The organism is Streptomyces sp. NPDC088747 (genome assembly GCF_044751025.1).
Classification (GTDB): Bacteria; Actinomycetota; Actinomycetes; order Streptomycetales; family Streptomycetaceae; genus Streptomyces.
In genome coordinates this window covers 104,872-121,382 of sequence record NZ_JBIVKZ010000026.1, presented here as the reverse complement: position 1 = coordinate 121,382, position 16,511 = coordinate 104,872, and the positions used below count along the sequence as shown (strand labels likewise).

15 protein-coding genes are annotated in these 16,511 nt (G+C 71.5%); 12 read left to right on the top strand and 3 right to left on the bottom strand.

Features of this window, described 5'->3' with window-relative positions:
* Nucleotides 1–4 precede the first annotated feature (4 nt).
* From ACIP79_RS40570 to ACIP79_RS40560, 3 genes are all read right to left on the bottom strand, one after another.
* Entirely contained in the window at nucleotides 5–664 is a 660-nt protein-coding gene (locus tag ACIP79_RS40570; RefSeq protein ID WP_401232556.1) for a response regulator, read from the bottom strand.
* A gap of 300 nt (nucleotides 665–964) precedes the next feature.
* The gene (locus ACIP79_RS40565) at nucleotides 965–2,320 is read right to left on the bottom strand and encodes a sensor histidine kinase (RefSeq protein WP_383684514.1); all 1,356 of its coding nucleotides are present in this window, start codon (nucleotides 2,318–2,320) and stop codon (nucleotides 965–967) included.
* 843 nt (nucleotides 2,321–3,163) lie between these two features.
* Nucleotides 3,164–4,402 carry a sensor histidine kinase gene (locus ACIP79_RS40560; RefSeq protein WP_401232482.1) on the bottom strand — a complete coding sequence of 413 codons (1,239 nt, stop codon included), beginning with the start codon at nucleotides 4,400–4,402 and terminating at the stop codon, nucleotides 3,164–3,166.
* Nucleotides 4,403–4,648: 246 nt separating this feature from the next.
* Between ACIP79_RS40560 and ACIP79_RS40555 the strand changes: the two genes are divergently transcribed.
* The 12 genes from ACIP79_RS40555 (at nucleotide 4,649) to ACIP79_RS40500 (ending at nucleotide 16,508) form a co-directional block, all read left to right on the top strand.
* Nucleotides 4,649–5,074 (top strand): NADH-quinone oxidoreductase subunit A, encoded by a 426-nt coding sequence (locus ACIP79_RS40555; protein ID WP_383684511.1) that lies wholly within the window; start codon nucleotides 4,649–4,651, stop codon nucleotides 5,072–5,074.
* Nucleotides 5,065–5,688, top strand: coding sequence for an NADH-quinone oxidoreductase subunit B (locus tag ACIP79_RS40550; protein ID WP_401232480.1), 624 nt, complete (start codon nucleotides 5,065–5,067; stop codon nucleotides 5,686–5,688). The genes ACIP79_RS40555 and ACIP79_RS40550 overlap by 10 nt, the downstream gene beginning before the upstream one ends.
* On the top strand, nucleotides 5,685–6,926 hold the full coding sequence (locus ACIP79_RS40545) for an NADH-quinone oxidoreductase subunit C (protein WP_401232477.1): 1,242 nt from the start codon (nucleotides 5,685–5,687) through the stop codon (nucleotides 6,924–6,926). The genes ACIP79_RS40550 and ACIP79_RS40545 overlap by 4 nt, the downstream gene beginning before the upstream one ends.
* Complete coding sequence (locus ACIP79_RS40540; protein ID WP_401232475.1) at nucleotides 6,923–7,891, top strand: NADH-quinone oxidoreductase subunit H; 969 nt, start codon at nucleotides 6,923–6,925, stop codon at nucleotides 7,889–7,891. Before ACIP79_RS40545 ends, ACIP79_RS40540 begins: the two co-directional genes overlap by 4 nt.
* Before the next feature lie 2 nt (nucleotides 7,892–7,893).
* The gene (locus ACIP79_RS40535; protein WP_401232472.1) at nucleotides 7,894–8,736 is read left to right on the top strand and encodes a 4Fe-4S binding protein; all 843 of its coding nucleotides are present in this window, start codon (nucleotides 7,894–7,896) and stop codon (nucleotides 8,734–8,736) included.
* 35 nt (nucleotides 8,737–8,771) lie between these two features.
* Complete coding sequence (locus ACIP79_RS40530) at nucleotides 8,772–9,518, top strand: NADH-quinone oxidoreductase subunit J (RefSeq protein WP_401232553.1); 747 nt, start codon at nucleotides 8,772–8,774, stop codon at nucleotides 9,516–9,518.
* Nucleotides 9,518–9,979, top strand: coding sequence for an NADH-quinone oxidoreductase subunit NuoK (gene nuoK / locus ACIP79_RS40525; RefSeq protein WP_401232469.1), 462 nt, complete (start codon nucleotides 9,518–9,520; stop codon nucleotides 9,977–9,979). The genes ACIP79_RS40530 and nuoK overlap by 1 nt, the downstream gene beginning before the upstream one ends.
* Nucleotides 9,976–11,967, top strand: coding sequence for an NADH-quinone oxidoreductase subunit L (locus tag ACIP79_RS40520; RefSeq protein ID WP_401232466.1), 1,992 nt, complete (start codon nucleotides 9,976–9,978; stop codon nucleotides 11,965–11,967). Before nuoK ends, ACIP79_RS40520 begins: the two co-directional genes overlap by 4 nt.
* Nucleotides 11,968–11,973: 6 nt before the next feature.
* Nucleotides 11,974–13,560 (top strand): NADH-quinone oxidoreductase subunit M, encoded by a 1,587-nt coding sequence (locus ACIP79_RS40515; RefSeq protein ID WP_401232464.1) that lies wholly within the window; start codon nucleotides 11,974–11,976, stop codon nucleotides 13,558–13,560.
* Nucleotides 13,557–15,068 carry an NADH-quinone oxidoreductase subunit N gene (locus ACIP79_RS40510; protein WP_401232461.1) on the top strand — a complete coding sequence of 504 codons (1,512 nt, stop codon included), beginning with the start codon at nucleotides 13,557–13,559 and terminating at the stop codon, nucleotides 15,066–15,068. The genes ACIP79_RS40515 and ACIP79_RS40510 overlap by 4 nt, the downstream gene beginning before the upstream one ends.
* 187 nt (nucleotides 15,069–15,255) lie before the next feature.
* Nucleotides 15,256–16,119 (top strand): zinc metalloprotease HtpX, encoded by an 864-nt coding sequence (gene htpX, locus ACIP79_RS40505; protein WP_383684495.1) that lies wholly within the window; start codon nucleotides 15,256–15,258, stop codon nucleotides 16,117–16,119.
* On the top strand, nucleotides 16,116–16,508 hold the full coding sequence (locus ACIP79_RS40500; RefSeq protein ID WP_401232457.1) for a YccF domain-containing protein: 393 nt from the start codon (nucleotides 16,116–16,118) through the stop codon (nucleotides 16,506–16,508). Before htpX ends, ACIP79_RS40500 begins: the two co-directional genes overlap by 4 nt.
* Nucleotides 16,509–16,511 lie beyond the last annotated feature (3 nt).

Sequence of the window (16,511 nt, the reverse complement as noted above, 5' to 3'; positions counted from 1 at the left end):
ACGGTCAGGAGTTCAGGTAGGTGAGTACCGCCAGAACCCGTCGGTGGTCCCCGTCACTCGGCGAAAGCCCCAGCTTCAGGAAGATGTTGCTGACGTGCTTCTCGACCGCGCCGTCGCTCACGACCAGCTGCCGGGCGACGGCGGAATTGGTCCGCCCCTCGGCCATCAGCCCCAGGACCTCCCGCTCCCTGGGGGTGAGCCCCGCGAGCACGTCCTGCTTGCGGCTCCGCCCGAGCAGCTGCGCGACCACCTCGGGGTCCAGCGCCGTACCCCCCTGGGCCACCCGCACCACGGCGTCCACGAACTCCCGCACCTCGGCCACCCGGTCCTTGAGCAGATAGCCGACGCCACGGCTCGAACCGGCCAGCAGTTCGGTGGCGTACTGCTCCTCGACGTACTGCGACAGCACCAGCACCCCGAGTCCGGGATGCGCCTTGCGCAGCTGTACGGCGGCCCGCACGCCCTCGTCCGTGTGCGTCGGCGGCATCCGGACGTCGGCGACGACGACGTCGGGCAGCGCGTCGACGGCCGCGAACTCGGTGATCGTCTTTATCAGCGCCTCCCCGTCCCCGACGCCCGCCACGACGTCGTGTCCGCGATCGGTCAGCAACCGGGTCAGGCCCTCCCTGAGCAGCACTGAATCCTCGGCGATGACGACCCGCACTCTGTCCTCCACGATTTTCGGCCCCCCAGAGCCCTGCTCCCGGCTCGCGCCGGGTTAGTCCCCGTTCATACGGCAGCCCCCAGCATCCCAGCATTCGGATCGGCGGGCAGGTGTTCGGTCTGTCCGGGCTCCGGGGGGTGTTGGTGTCGGGGGGTGGTGGTGTCAGGGGGGTGGGGCGGAGCCGCCGGGAGGGGAGGCCGTGGGCGACGCGTGGGGGTGGCCGGGGTGGCCAGGGTGTTGGACCACCCCGACCACCCCGGCTGGGCCGGTCCCCCCGCCAGGGACCCGGGCCCTGTGGGGTCACCCCCGCCAGGGCAGCTCCGCGGTGATCCGCGTAGGTCCGCCCACCGGCGAGTCGACCACCAGAATCCCGTCCACCGCTCCGAGCCGTTCCGTGAGTCCCGCGAGGCCGGACCCGGCGGAGCCGTCGGCACCGCCCACCCCGTTGTCCGTGACCTGGAGCATCAGCCGGTTCTCGACGCGCCAGACATCAACCGTGGCGCGCGTGGCGCGGGAGTGCTTGCTGACGTTCTGGAGCAGTTCGGAGACCGTGAAGTACGCGATCCCCTCTATCGCGGGCGCGGGCCGCGCGGGCAGATCCACCTCGACCTGTACCGGCACGGTGCACCGGGACGAGATCGCGGAGAGCGCCGCGTCCAGGCCGCGGTCGGTCAGGACCGCCGGGTGGATACCGCGGGCCAGGTCCCGCAGCTCCTGCAACGCCGTCTTCACCTCGCCGTGCGCCTCGCCCACCATCCGCGCGGCAGCCTCCGGGTCCTCGGTCAGCTTCTCCTTGGCCAGCCCCAGATCCATCGCCAGGGCGACCAGCCGGGCCTGTGCCCCGTCGTGCAGATCGCGCTCGATGCGCCGCAGGTCGGCGGCGGCCGTGTCGACGACGATCCCCCGGTCGGACTCCAGCTCGACCACGCGCGTCGCCAGCCGCGAAGGCCCGAGCAGCCCGCGGACCATCACCCGGTCCACCGTCGTCAGCCCGCGCACGATCCACGGCGAGGCCATCGTGATCAGCAGCCCCACCATCGCGGTGACGGTGATCTCGAAGGGGTTGTTCAGATAGATGCTGTGCGAGTCGTCGCCGTACAGCTGGAGCCCGTCCTGCCCGCCGTGCATCGGGAAGATCCAGAACCACAGCGGGTAGGTGAGCAGCGCCCACCCGTACACCCAGAAGTTCAGCGCCACCACGAACGAGAACACCGACCACGGGAACTGCACCACCGCGTAGACCAGGTGCCGCCAGGACGCGCCGCTCTTGAGCACGGCGCCCATCCACGCCATCGCGCCCTGCTTGCGCATCCGCAACGGCTCGGGCGCGGCCACCTCGACCCCGAGCAGCCGGCGTGCCCGCGCCCGCTCCAGCGAGCCGAACCCCCGGCAGCCGGCCAGCATTCCGGCGAGCACCGGGACTCCGAGGAAGGTGACCAGCAGGCCCGCGCCGAGCGCGAACATCGTGACGGCGTACGTGAACATGAGGATGCCGAGCGGCAGGCTCAGCAGCACATAGCCGAACTCACGCCAGCTGCGGGCCTCTATCGGCGCCCGCAGCGGGGACGGAAGACGCAGCCGCCGCTCCTCGGCGCCCGCCCCGTGGAATCCGGGCCCGCTGTGCTGCCCGTACCCCTGTCCGTAATCCGTGGCCATCGGTCCCGTCCGTTCTACTCGTCCTGCTCGTCGGCTCGTACCTCAACCTTGTCGTCCACACCTCCCGGCGACCATGGAGCGAGTCGGCGTCTCGGGGCGGGGGTTTTCCCTACCTCGCGTCGGCGCGGCGCGGCCGGATCCGGGCGTACGCGGGGCCCGGGGGTACGCGTACCCCCGGGCCCTCTGAACCCACGCCACGGGACGGCCATCCCCGCGGGGCCACGGCTTGCGTGCCGGCCCTGGGCGGGGGCCGTGCCGCGGTTGCCGCCGGGCCGTCCCGGCGTGGGGGCGACGCGTGGCTTTCGTACCGGCCACCCGGCGGGTGCCGTGCCGGCGGCTGCGCGCCGGCCACCCGGCGGGTGTCGTGCCGGCGGCTGCGCGCCGGTCACCGTGCGGGTGCCGTGTCGGCGGCTGCGCGCCGGTCATCGTGCGGGTGCCGTGCCGTGCCGTGCCGTGCCGTGCCGCGGTTGCCGGGTCGGCCCCAGCGTGGGCCGACCCGTGGGCTTTCGTGCTGACCACCGCGCCGGTGCCGCGCTGCGGCTGCGTGCCCGGCAGACGTGCACGTACCGTGCTGCGGCTGCGGCTGCGGCTGTACGGGCTGGGTCGGCCCACGTGGGCCTGCCGCGTCGCAGCTGCCGGACGGGCCCCGTGCGGGTGTCGGCCCGTGGCTGTCGGACGGGCCCCCGCACGGGTGTCGATCCGTGGCTGTCGGACGGGCCTCCGTGCGGGTGTCGGCCCGCAGCTGCCGGACGGGCCCCCGCACGGGTCTCGACCCATGGCCGTCGGACCGGCCCCGCGAGGGTGTCGACCCCATGGCCGCCGGACAGGCCCCCGCACGGGGTTCTACGGCCGTCGGGCCGGCCACCGTGCGGGTTCGTTGCGGAGGTCCAGGTCGCGGTCGCGCCAGGGTAGTTCGGCCGTGACGACGGTCGGGCCGCCGGGCGGCGAGTCGATGACGAAGAGGCCGTCGACCGCGCCGAGCCGGTCCGCGAGCCCCGCCATGCCCGTACCCCCGTCGAGGCTGGCCCCGCCGCGGCCGTCGTCCCACACCTGGATGAGCAGCCGCTCGTCCGTCCGCCACACCTCCACGGACGCGGACCGCGCCCCGCTGTGCTTGCTCACGTTCTGGAGCAGCTCGGAGACGGTGAAGTACGCGATGCCCTCGATCGCCGCGGCCGGCCGTGACTCCAGGTCGGCCGTCACCTTCACCGGCACCGTGCAACGCGAGGCCACCGAGGACAGCGCGGCGTCCAGGCCGCGGTCGGTGAGGACCGCCGGGTGGATACCGCGGGCCAGATCGCGCAGCTCCTGCAACGCGAGCTTCACCTCGCCGTGCGCCTCGTCGACCATCGCAGCGACCGTGTCGTCGGCCCGGCCCTCCAGCAGTTTCTCCTTGGCCAGGCCGAGCCCCATCGCCAGGTTGACCAGCCGGGCCTGCGCCCCGTCGTGCAGATCGCGCTCGATGCGCCGCAGGTCGGCCGCGGCCGTGTCCACCACGACCCCCCGGTCCGACTCCAGCTCGGCGATCCGCCGCTCCAGGTCCTCGGAGGGCGACAGCAGCCCGCGCACCATCGCCCGGTCCACCTCCGTCAGCCCCCGCGCGATGAACGGCAGCACCGGCCACAGCACGAACAGCGACGTGAGGGTGAGCGTGAAAGTGAGGATGCCCCACGGCAGCCGTATCAGGTCGTACAGGACCGTCCGCCAGCCCACCGGGTCCTTCAGCGCCATCCACAGGTGAGTGAAGAACCCGCCCCGGCCGCGCAACGGCAGCGGGCTCGGCTCGTCCACCCGCACCCCGAGCAGCAGGCGGGCCCGGGCCCGCTCGAACTTGCCCAGCTGGCGAGCGCCCATCAGCCCGGCCGCGAGCAGCGGCAGGCCGATCACGGTCACGGTCAGCCCGACGCCCGTGAACAGCACCGTCATCACGTAGGTGAATCCGAACACTGCCACCGGCAGATTGGCCAGCAGATGCGCGATCTCCTTCCACGTCTGCTTGTCGAGGGCGAAGCGCGCGGGAGGCAGCCGGTCCACGCCGGACGTTCTGTCCGGCGGGCCGGTGGGCGGGATGCGTTCGGTCATATCCGCTAGCGTGCCCGCCCGCGGCCCGCCGCGCCATGAGGTGGACCGCCGGGATCCACTGGGGAAAACCCCACCCCCCGTCCGGGCCCCGGCGGCGGCCTGCCTCCTGTCCGGGCGTGACGGCCTGCTTACCGTTTCTTTAGCAGGCCCTAGACTCCCGTCCGTACAGATCTCCGTACAGATCGTCGAACGAGGCGCCGCACAGCGTGCGCGCGCCGCCAACGAGGCAGGGAGTGAGGGGCTGACGTGCCGGAACCGACCGTGCTCACGGCGACCGGGGCTGGGGCCGAACCCGCCGTCGCGGCGGACTACTTCCAGTCGTACTCGGTCGTCGGACTGCTCGCCGTCGTCGGCGTGCTCTTCGTCGCCGTCGCCTTCGGGGCGGGACGCCTGCTGCGCCCCGTGGTCCCCACCCCCGAGAAACTCCTGACGTACGAGTGCGGAGTCGACCCCGTCGGCGAGGGCTGGGCCCACACCCAGGTCCGCTACTACGTCTACGCCTTCCTCTACGTGATCTTCGCCGTCGACTCGATCTTCCTCTTCCCCTGGGCCACCGTCTTCGCCGCGCCCGGCTACGGCGCCGCGACCCTCGTGGAGATGTTCATCTTCCTCGGCTTCCTGGCCGTGGGCCTGCTGTACGCATACAAGAAGGGCGTCCTGACGTGGACGTGAACACCCCCGAGCCGGCGCCGGAGCCGGTGTCCGTGCCCGAGCCGGTGTACGTGCCGGAGCCCAAGCGCCTCGGCGCCCTCTCCCGGCTGGCCCCCGAGCCGATGAAGGTGGTCCTCAACTGGGGCCGCCGCTACTCGCTCTGGGTCTTCAACTTCGGCCTCGCCTGCTGCGCCATCGAGTTCATCGCCGCGTCCATGGCCCGGCACGACTTCATCCGGCTCGGCGTGATCCCCTTCGCGCCTGGCCCGCGCCAGGCCGACCTGATGGTGGTGTCGGGCACGGTCACGGACAAGATGGCGCCCGCCGTAAAGCGCCTCTACGAGCAGATGCCCGAGCCCAAGTACGTCATCTCCTTCGGCGCCTGCTCCAACTGCGGTGGCCCGTACTGGGATTCGTACTCCGTCACCAAGGGCGTCGACCAGATCATCCCCGTCGACGTCTACGTGCCGGGCTGCCCGCCCCGCCCCGAGGCCCTCCTCCAGGGCATCCTGAAACTCCAGGAGAAGATCGCCCGCGAGTCCCTGGGCGAGCGGTACGGACCGGCGCCGCGCCCGTCGACCGCCGCCCTCCAGAGCGGTCTGGTCCAGCCGCCGACCCCGGGAGCCGCCCGATGACCGGCTGGCTCCCCGCTCCCGTCGAGGAGCTGTTCGGCCCCGAGGCCACGGCCGAGGAGTCCTACGAGGTCCTGACGATCGACGTCCCGCCGACCTCCTGGCTCGCGGCCCTGGAGACCTCGCGCGAGGTGCTGGGCTGCACCTACTTCGACTGGCTGAGCGCCGTCGACGAACCGGACACGGGCTTCCGCGTCCTGGCGCACGTGGCCGCGCTGGGTCCGCTACGACGCCTTCTCGTCCGTACGGCCGTTCCGCACTCGGCGCCCGTCCTGCCGTCGGCCGTCGCCGTGTACGCCGGCGCCGGCTGGCACGAGCGCGAGACCCACGAGATGTTCGGCGTCACCTTCGAGGGCCACCCGGGGCTGGACCACCTGCTGCTGCCGGAGGGCTTCGAGGGCCACCCCCTCCGCAAGGACTTCGTCCTCGCCGCCCGCGTCGCCAAGGCGTGGCCCGGCGCGAAGGAGCCCGGCGAGTCCGAACACGGCGGCCCCAAGCGCCGCCAGATGCTTCCACCGGGCGTCCCCGACCCCAACGAGTGGGGCCCCCTCAAGGGCCAACTCCCCCCGGCCCCGGCCCGCGGCGCGGCCCGCGCACCCGGCGACCGGCCTGTGCGCAGGGCCCGTACGGCGGGGGAGGGGTCTGTCAGCCAGGCGGGGGCGGCGGCAAGTCCTCCGGAGACTCCGAGTACTCCGAGTGCTCCGGGAGCTCCGGCAGCCCCGAGTGCTCCGGGGGCGCCGAAGGCCGCCTCGGTGGCTTCTGAGGCTGTGATTCCAGAGGCCTCGGCGGCTACTGGGACTTCTGAGGCTGCGACGGCTCCCGCTCCGGCGGCTCCCGCACCGGGGCCTTCCGCGCGGCCTCCGCGCCGTGCTCGGAGCGTGAGCCAGGGGTCGGCGAGCCAGCGGGCGGAAACCGGCGAACCGGCGGCCCCCGAGGCGGGTCCCGGTCCGGACCCGTCTCCGGGCTCGGACGCGGCGCGCCCCTCGGACGCTCCTTGGCACCACGCGCGTCCGGCTTTCGACGAGCCGGAGAGCCCTCCGAAGCCGGACGCAGCTCCGGAACCGGAGAACTCCCCGAAGCCGAAGGCTGATCCGTCTGACTCCGAGCCTGAGTCCGGGTCCGAGTCCGAGCCCAAGGCCGGGACCGGGTCCGAGCCGAAGTCCGGGTCCGAGCGCGGGTCCGAGCCCAAGGCCGACGACGTTTCCCCCACCCCCGAAGACCCCGCCGGAGGCCCGCGGTGAACGACGTTCTCGACGTCGCCCTGCGACTCCTCGTCGTCTTCGTCGTCTTCCTGACGTTCCCTCTGATCGTCGGTCAGACCGAGCACAAGGTGATGGCCCACATGCAGGGCCGGCTGGGCCCGATGTACGCGGGCGGCTTCCACGGCTGGGCCCAACTCGTCGCGGACGGCGTCAAGTTCGCGCAGAAGGAAGACATCGTCCCGGCCGGGGCGGACCGCCGTATCTTCCAACTCGCCCCCGCCGTAGCCCTCCTCCCGTATCTCCTGGTCCTCCTCGCCATCCCCATCGGCCCGGGCGAGGGAGCCGTCGGCGAGGTGGTCGACGCCGGCATCTTCTTCGTACTCGCCGTCATGGGCGTCGGCGTCCTCGGCTCACTCATGGCGGGCTGGGCCTCGGCCAACAAGTTCTCCCTCCTCGGCGGCCTCCGCACCGCCGCCCAACTCCTCGCGTACGAACTCCCGATGCTGCTGACCGCCGCCTCCGTCGCGATGGCGGCCGGCACCGTCTCGCTCCCCGGCATCGTGAACGCCTTCGAGTGGTGGTGGCTGCCCTGGCAGATCGTCGGCGCGATCGTCTTCTTCGTTGCCGGCCTCGCGGAGTTGCAACGCCCCCCCTTCGACATGCCGGTCGCCGACTCGGAGATCATCTTCGGTGCCTACACCGAGTACACCGGCCTCCGTTTCGCCCTGTTCCTCCTCGCCGAGTACGCCGGAATCGTCGTCCTGTGCGGCCTGACCACCGTCCTCTTCCTGGGCGGCTGGCACGGCCCCTGGGGCGCCGACGGCCTCGGCTGGGTCTGGACCCTCCTCAAGACCGCCGTGCTGGCCTTCGTCGTCATCTGGCTGCGCGTCACCTATCCCCGTCTCCGCGAGGACCAGCTCCAGAAACTCGTCTGGACCCTCCTCGTCCCCCTCGCCCTCGCCCAGATCGCCCTCACCGGCATCGTCAAGGTGGTGATCTCCTAGCCATGGTTGAGCCTCTCCCGCCCACCCGTCCCCGCATTCCCGGCTCCGGCCTCGCCAAGGGGCTGGCCGTCACCCTCCGCACGATGACGAAGAAGACCGTCACCGCGCAGTACCCGGACGCCCAGCCCGAACTCCCGCCCCGCACCCGAGGTGTCATCGGCCTCTTCGAGGAGAACTGCACGGTCTGCATGCTGTGCGCCCGTGAGTGCCCGGACTGGTGCATCTACATCGACTCCCACAAGGAGACGGTCCCGCCCGCCGCCCCCGGTGGCCGCGAACGCAGCCGCAACGTCCTCGACCGCTTCGCCATCGACTTCGCCCTGTGCATGTACTGCGGTATCTGCATCGAGGTCTGCCCTTTCGACGCGCTGTTCTGGTCCCCGGAGTTCGAGTACGCCGAGACCGACATCCACGAACTCACCCACGAACGCGACAAGCTCCGCGAGTGGATGTGGACGGTCCCCGCCCCGCCCGCCCTGGACCCCGCCTCCGAGGAACCCAAGGAACTCGCCGCCGCCCGCAAATCCGCCGAAAAACTCGCAGCGTCCCAACCGGACCGATCAACTCCGGCCACCCCGGGCACCCCTGCGGCTCCGGCCACCCCGGCCACCCCTGCGGCTCCGGCCACCCCGGCCACCCCGGCCGCCCCTGCGGCTCCGGTCGGCACGTCCGCCCTCGCCGAGGAGCCGGCTGACCCCGGAAAGCAGATCGGGCCCGAGAAGCCGTCCGCCCAGCCCGGGAAGCCGACCACTCCCGAGAAGCCGTCCGCCCAGCCCGAGAAGCCGACCCCGCCCGCGCCCTCCGCCCAGCCCGACCCCGCCGATCCGCGGGAGGGCGAGTCGTGAGCGTCGCCGCAACCATGGTCACGGCGGTCCACGCCATGACCACCACCGTCACCTCCGCCGCGACGGCGACCGCCACGGCGACCCCCGCCACGGCGACCGTCACCTCCGCCGCCGCGGAAAGCCACGGCTTCCTCTCCCCGACCGGCGTCGAGATCGCCTTTCTCCTCGTCGGCCTGGTCACCCTCGGCGCCGCGATCGTCACCGTCACCACCAAGCAGCTGGTGCACGCCGCCCTGTGGCTGGTGGTGGCGCTCGGCGGTCTCGCCGTCGAGTACCTCCTGCTCACCGCGGAGTTCATCGCCTGGGTACAGGTCCTCATCTACGTCGGTTCCGTCGTCGTCCTCCTGCTCTTCGGTCTGATGCTCACCAAGGCCCCCATCGGCCGCTCCCCGGACGCCGACTCGGGCAACCGCTGGGTCGCCCTGATCGTGGCCCTCGCCTCCGCCGCCGCCCTGGTCTGGGTCGTCGTCGACGCCTTCCGCACCACCTGGATGGACCTGGACGGCGCGGCCGCCGGCTCCACCGAGGTGACGGGCAAGGCCCTCTTTCAGAACTGGGTCCTCCCCTTCGAGGCCCTCTCCGTCCTCCTCCTCGCCGCCCTGGTCGGCGCGATCGTCCTCTCCCGCAGGACGAAGGAGGACGAGACGACCACGGCAGGCCCAAGGTCCCCGGGCCCCAGGAGCATCACGCCCACCGGGACCGCTCCGACCGCTCCGACCGCCCCGCCGGCCCGGAGCGAGCGGGCCGCGACCCCCCGGAGCGAGAAGGAAGGCCCCCGCTGATGCACCTCGCCTATCCCGCCGTGCTCTCCGCCCTCCTCTTCTGCACCGGCCTGTACGGCGTCCTCGCGCGCCGCAACGCGATCCTGGTCCTGATGTCGGTCGAGCTGATGCTCAACGCCGTCAACCTCAACCTCGTCGCCTTCGACGTGTGGCTGAGCAAGACCGCCCAGGACACCCTGCACTCCGGTCAGGCCCTGACCCTGTTCACCATCGCCATCGCGGCCGCCGAGATCGGCATCGGCCTGGCGATCGTCCTCGCCGTCTACCGCAACAGCGGCACCTCGGACATCGACAAACTCCGCGCCACCGCCGAGGGCCCGGACACGGACGGCCCCGACACCGACAGCCCCGGCGGCCCCGACACCGGCGGCACCGACGGCCACGGCACCAACGGCCCCGACAGCGAAGGCCCCACGGCAGCCGCCGTCACAGCAGACGAGAAGGCTGAGGCCACCGCGTGACCACGACCACCCTCGCCGTCCTCGTCCCCCTCCTTCCTGCCCTGGGCGCTGCGGCCGGCCTCTTCCTGGGCCGCACCGCCCCCGGTTTCGTCCGCCCCCTCGCCGTTCTCCCCACTCTCGCGGCGCTCGTCCTCGCCGTGTTCGTCGCCGTACGCCAGGGCGGGGACCAGGCCGTCGACGCCGCGACCGAGCTGACACCCACCGGCTCGGTCCCCATCGAACTCGCCCTGCACATCGACGGCTTCGCCGCCCTCGTCGCCGTCCTGGTCGGCCTGGTGGCGTCCTGCGTGCAGATCTACTCGACGGGGTATCTGCGCGACGACCCGCGCTACCCCTCGTACGCCGCTCTCGTCTCCCTCTTCACCTCCGCGATGCTGCTCGTCGTCTACTCCGGCGACCTGATCGTGCTCCTGGTCGGCTGGGAGATCATGGGCATCTGCTCGTACTTCCTGGTCGGGCACTACTGGGAGACCCCCGAGGCCCGCGCCGCCTCGATGAAGGCCTTCCTGGTCACCAAACTGGGCGATGTCCCCTTCCTGATCGGCCTGTTCGCCCTCGCCACCGACGCCGGTTCCTTCCGCATCACCAAGATCCTCGGCACCGTCGCGAGCGGCGGGCTCGACCACCCGACACTGATCGCTCTGCTGCTCCTCGCCGGTGTGGCGGGCAAGTCGGCGCAGTTCCCGCTGCACACCTGGCTGCCCGACGCGATGGCGGGCCCCACACCCGTCTCCGCGCTGATCCACGCCGCGACGATGGTCGCCGCCGGTGTCTACTTCGTCGCCCGGCTCCTTCCCGTCTTCCAGGCCTCCTCGGCCGCGATGGTCGTCCTCGCCGTCATGGCCGCCGTCACGATGGCCGGCTCCGGGCTCGCCGCGCTCGCCCAGGACGACATCAAACGCGTCCTCGCGTACTCGACGATCGGCCAGCTCGGCTACATGACCGGGGCGCTCGCCGTCGGCGACCGCGGTGCCGCCGTCTTCCACCTCCTGTCCCACGGCGCCTTCAAGGCCCTGCTGTTCCTCGCCGCCGGCGTGATCATCCACGCCTCCGGCACCAACTCGCTGGCCGCCATGTCCCGGATGAAGGACCTGCGCGCCCGCGTCCCCGACGCCTACTGGACGATGACCGTGGCGCTGCTCGCCCTCACCGCGATCCCGCCCTTCAGCGGCTTCTTCTCCAAGGAAGCCGTCCTCGGCGCCGCCGAGCACGTCGCCACCGGCCACACCGAACACGCCCCCGGCGCCGCGGGCTGGATCGTCCTCGTCGCCGGCCTGGTCAGCGCCGTGCTCACCGCCGCGTACGCCACCCGGCTGTGGCTGCTGGCCTTCCGCGGCAAGGGAGTCGAGGCCCCCGACCACGGGAGGCAGCCGCTCACCATGACCGTCGTGCTGTGGGTGCTCGCCGTCCCGTCGCTCACCGTCGGCCTGGCGTACGGCCCACTGCCCGACTGGTTCGACGGCCGCGACCTGACGCCGGTCCTGACCACCTCGGTCCTCGGCACAGGGCTCGCCCTGGTCGGTGTGATCGTCACCTACGGGGCCTGGCAGCACACCAGCTCGATGGCCGCCCATGTCCCGCTCGGCGCGGTCGCGGCCCACCCCGACGGTGACGCCGGACTGGTCGAGTCCGAGGCGATCGCGAGCCACGCGCCCGCGTACGGAGACGTGGCCTACGCCCCCGACCCGGCGGACCCGGGCCGATTGCTCCTCGGCCCGCTGCACCGCCACGCGGCCGTCGGCTTCCACCTCGACGCCGTGTACACGACACTGTTCGTCCGCCCGGTCCAGGCCGGAGCCGCACTCGCCAGGTTCCTCGACCGCGAGGTCGTCGACACCTACGTACGAGGCGCGGCGGCCCTGCCCCGCTGGCTCGGCGAAGCCGTCCGGCGGGCACAGACCGGCAATGTGCAGACCTATGTGAGCGCGCTGCTCGCCGGCACCGTCGTCCTGGTGGTCGCCGCCCTCCTAGTCGCCACGGGAGCGTGAGCAGGCGTGATCGATATCAGCGAATCCGTGATGCAGATCCTTCTGGCATTCATCGTCGTCGGCCCGCTCATCGGCGCCGCCGCGGCTCTTCTGCCGGCCCCGCCCGGACTGAAGGGGAAGTCGCCCGAGCAGGCCGTGCTGCGGCACGGCGTGGTCGTCAGCGGTGTGGTGCTCATCGCCGCGATCGTCCTCGCGCTCGGCTTCGACCACGACACCCCGGCGAAGGCACACCGGATGCAGGCCACGACGGACATCAGCTGGATCCCCGCACTCGACGTGCGGATCCACCTCGGCGTCGACGGCATCTCCCTCCCCCTTCTCGTCCTCACCGCGCTGCTGACCTTCCTCTGCGCGCTCTACAGCTACTTCAAGATGCCCGCGGGCCCGACCCCGAAGGCATTCGTCGCACTCGTCCTCCTGCTCGAGTCCGGCACCCTCGCGACCTTCGCCGTCCTCGATCTCCTGCTGTTCTTCCTCGCGTTCGAGATGGTGCTCATCCCGATGTACTTCCTCATCGCCCGCTGGGGCGGTGAGCAACGGACCCGGGCCGCTTGGAAGTTCATCCTCTACACACTGCTCGGCTCCGTCGTCATGCTGCTGGGCCTGCTCCTGATCGGAATCAAGTCCGGCACATTCGACATGGTGGCACTCGCCACTGACAACGGCCGGTCGCTGAGCACATCCGTGCAGGTCATCGCCGTTCTGGCGATCGGGATCGGGCTCGCGGTCAAGACGCCGATGTGGCCGCTGCACAGCTGGCTGCCGGACGCCCACACCGCCGCGCCCACCGTCGGCTCGGTCCTGCTGGCCGGCGTCCTGCTGAAGATGGGCACGTACGGATTCGTCCGGATCCTGCTGCCGATCGCACCCGACGGCATGCACACCTTCGCGCCCTACCTCGCCGCCTTCGCGGTGGTCGGGATCATCTACGGATCCCTGGCCTGCCTGGCCCTGGCCAAGCAGGGCGCGAAGGGCGATCTCAAGCGGCTCATCGCGTACTCGTCCGTCGGCCACATGGGCTTCGTACTCCTCGGCATCGCCACGATGACCCCCACCGGCGTGAACGGCGCCCTGTTCGCCAACATCGCCCACGGCCTCATCACCGGCCTCCTGTTCTTCCTGGTCGGCGCGCTCAAGGACCGCACGGGCACCACCGACCTCGACGCCCTCGCCGAGGAGACCGGAGCCGCCCTCTACGGCAGGGCGCCCCGCTTCGGCGGCCTCCTCGCCTTCGGCGCCGTCGCCTCCCTCGGACTGCCGGGACTCGCCGGATTCTGGGGCGAGATGCTGGCACTCTTCGGCGCGTTCAACCCCGCCGACGACCTCAGCCGCCCCGCGTTCCTGACGTTCATGGCGATCGCCGCCTTCGGCACACTGCTCACCGCCGCGTACATGCTCGTCGTCGTACGCCGCGTCTGCATGGGCGCCACCCCACAGCCGGACAGCCCACGGCTCGCCGACGTCCAGAGCTACGAGTACGCCGCCTGGGCCCCGCTCGTCGCCCTCACCCTCGTCGCCGGACTCTGGCCCAAGGCGCTCCTCGGCCTGACCGACCCGGCCGTTCAGCAGCTCTTCGCAGGAGGCACCCGATGAGCTCCCTGGCCCAGTCGGTCGTCCAGTCCGTCGACTGGCTCGCGATCGCGCCGCCCACCGTCGTCGCGGTCGTCGGACTCGTCGTGCTCGTGGCCGACCTCTTCCTCGGCGACACCAGGAAGGCACTGCTCGGCTGGGTGTCCGTCGCGGGCCTCGCCGCGGCCGCGCTCACCCTGCTGCCCCTCCTGGAGGGCGATCGCGCCACCTTCTGCCTGACCGGCGACACGGACGTCTGCAGTTACACGGCGGACCGCTTCACGCTCGTCATCCAGCTCCTGGTCCTCGGCGGCGCGCTCCTGACGGCACTCCTGTCGGTCACCGCCCTGAAGGACGCCGACAAGGAACTGCCCGAGGGCGAGTACTGGTTCCTGCTGCTCTCCTCCGCCGCGGGCGCCGCCCTGCTCCCCGCCTCGCGCGACCTCGCCACCCTCATCGTCGCCCTGGAGGTCGCCTCCCTGCCGGCCTTCGCCCTGGTCGGCATCAGACGCGGCGACAAGAAGTCCTCCGAAGCGGCCCTGAAGTTCTTCCTGTCCTCCGTCACCGCCACCGCCGTGAGCCTGATGGGCGTCAGCTTCGTCTACGCCACGACCGGCACCCTCTACCTCACTGAGATCGCCGACAAGATCCAGCAGGTCGACAGCCAGTTCCACACGCTCGCCCAGGCGGGCGTCGCCCTCACCCTCGTCGGCTTCGCCTTCAAGACGGCCGCCGTGCCCTTCCACTTCTGGGTGCCCGACACCTACGTAGGGGCGCCCCTGCCGATCGCCGCCTACCTGTCGGTCGTCGGCAAGGCGGTCGGCTTCTCCGGGCTGATCCTCGTCACCGTCGTCGCCCTCCCGTCGTACGCGGACGTCTGGGGCCCGGCGCTCGCCGCCCTGGCCGCCCTCACCATGACCGTCGGCAACATCGGCGCCCTGCGGCAGCGCACCACGCGCGCGTACAGCGCGGTACGGCTGCTCGCCTGGTCCTCCGTGGGCCAGGCCGGCTACCTCCTGGTGCCGATCGCGGCAGCCGCCTACTCCAAGGACGCCGAGAAGGCCATCGGCTCCACCGTCGCGTACGCCCTGATGTACGCCGCCGTGAACCTCGGCGCCTTCGCCGTGGCCGCCCTGGTCGCCCGCACGAGCCCCCTCAACCGCATCAGCGACTACCGGGGCCTGTACGCGGCCAGCCCGTTGTCCGCGCTGCTCCTCGGCTTCTTCCTGCTCTGCCTCGCGGGCCTGCCGCCGGGCATCATCGGTCTCTTCGCCAAGGTCACCGTCTTCTCGGCGGCCGTCGAGGCCGGGCTCGGCTGGCTGGCCGTGGTCATGGCCGTCAACGTGGTGATCGCGCTCTTCTACTACCTCCAATGGACCACGCTGCTCTTCCGCGCCCCGGAGGGGGAGTCCGCCAAGCACCGCGTCCCGGCTCCGCTCACGGCGGCGATCGCCCTGGCGGCCGTCCTCGGCATCGCCCTCTCCGGAGCACCGCAGCTGGCCCTGCGCTTCTCGGCGATCGCCCTCTTCTGACGCCCGCCGGGCACACGCGCGCGTGGACCGTCACCCGGACGGCCCACGATCGCGGGTGCGCGCACAAGGGAACTAGTGCTCCTCGTCTGGCGTTGACCAGTACGGGAGGGTCCACTGAAGAGTGGAAGTGGAAGCAGAGCAGCAGTAGGCAAAGGGTTCCCCCGCCGCACCATTTGGAGGGCGTACCGTGCACCGCCGGCACAACGGGCTCAGGACCGCCGTACTCCTCGGGGGACTGTCCGCACTCATCATCGTCATCGGCAGCTTCTTCGGGCGCACCGGCCTCGTCATCGCGCTCGTCATCGCGATCGGCACGAACGCGTACGCGTACTGGAACAGCGACAAACTGGCTCTACGCGCGATGCGCGCACGCCCGGTGAGCGAGTTCGAGGCCCCGGCGCTCTACCGCATGGTCCGCGAGCTCTCCACCCAGGCACGCCAGCCCATGCCGCGCCTGTACATCTCCCCGACGGAGGCGCCGAACGCCTTCGCGACGGGCCGCAACCCGCGCAACGCGGCGGTGTGCTGCACCGAAGGCATCCTGCGCATCCTCGACGAGCGGGAACTGCGCGGTGTCATCGGCCACGAACTCAGCCACGTCTACAACCGCGACATCCTGATCTCGTCGGTCGCCGGCGCCCTCGCCTCCGTGATCATGTTCCTGGTCAACTTCGCCTGGCTGATCCCGATCGGCCGCTCGAACGACGATGACGGCCCCGGCATCCTGGGCATGCTGATGATCATGATCCTGGGCCCGCTCGCCGCGTCCGTCATCCAGCTCGCCATCAGCCGCTCCAGGGAGTACGAGGCGGACGCGTCCGGCGCCCAGCTCACCGGCGACCCGCTCGCCCTCGCCAGTGCCCTGCGCAAGCTCGACGCGGGCACCAAGCAGCTGCCGTTGCCCCCCGAGCCGCGCATCGAGACCGCAAGCCACATGATGATCGCGAACCCCTTCCGCCCCGGAAAGGGAATGTCGAAGATGTTCTCCACCCACCCGCCCATGGCGGAGCGCATCGCCCGGCTCGAAAAGATGGCAGGTCGCCCCCAGTGAAGACAATCCTGAACGTCATCTGGCTCATCCTGAGCGGCTTCTGGCTGTTCCTCGGATACATGCTCGCGGGCCTGCTGCTGTGCATCACGATCATCGGCATCCCGTTCGGCCTCGCCGCGTTCCGTATCGGCGTCTACGCACTGTGGCCCTTCGGCTACACGACGGTGGAGCGCCGTGACGCGGGCGCCCCGTCCTGCGTCGGCAACGTCCTGTGGCTGGTTCTCGCCGGCTGGTGGCTCGCCCTCGCCCACATCGTCACCGGCCTCGCCCTCTGCCTCACGATCATCGGCATCCCGTTCGGCATCGCCAACTTCAAGCTCATCCCCGTGTCGCTGCTCCCCCTGGGCCGCGAGATCGTGCGCACCGACCAGCCGTTCGCGACGCGTTAGCGG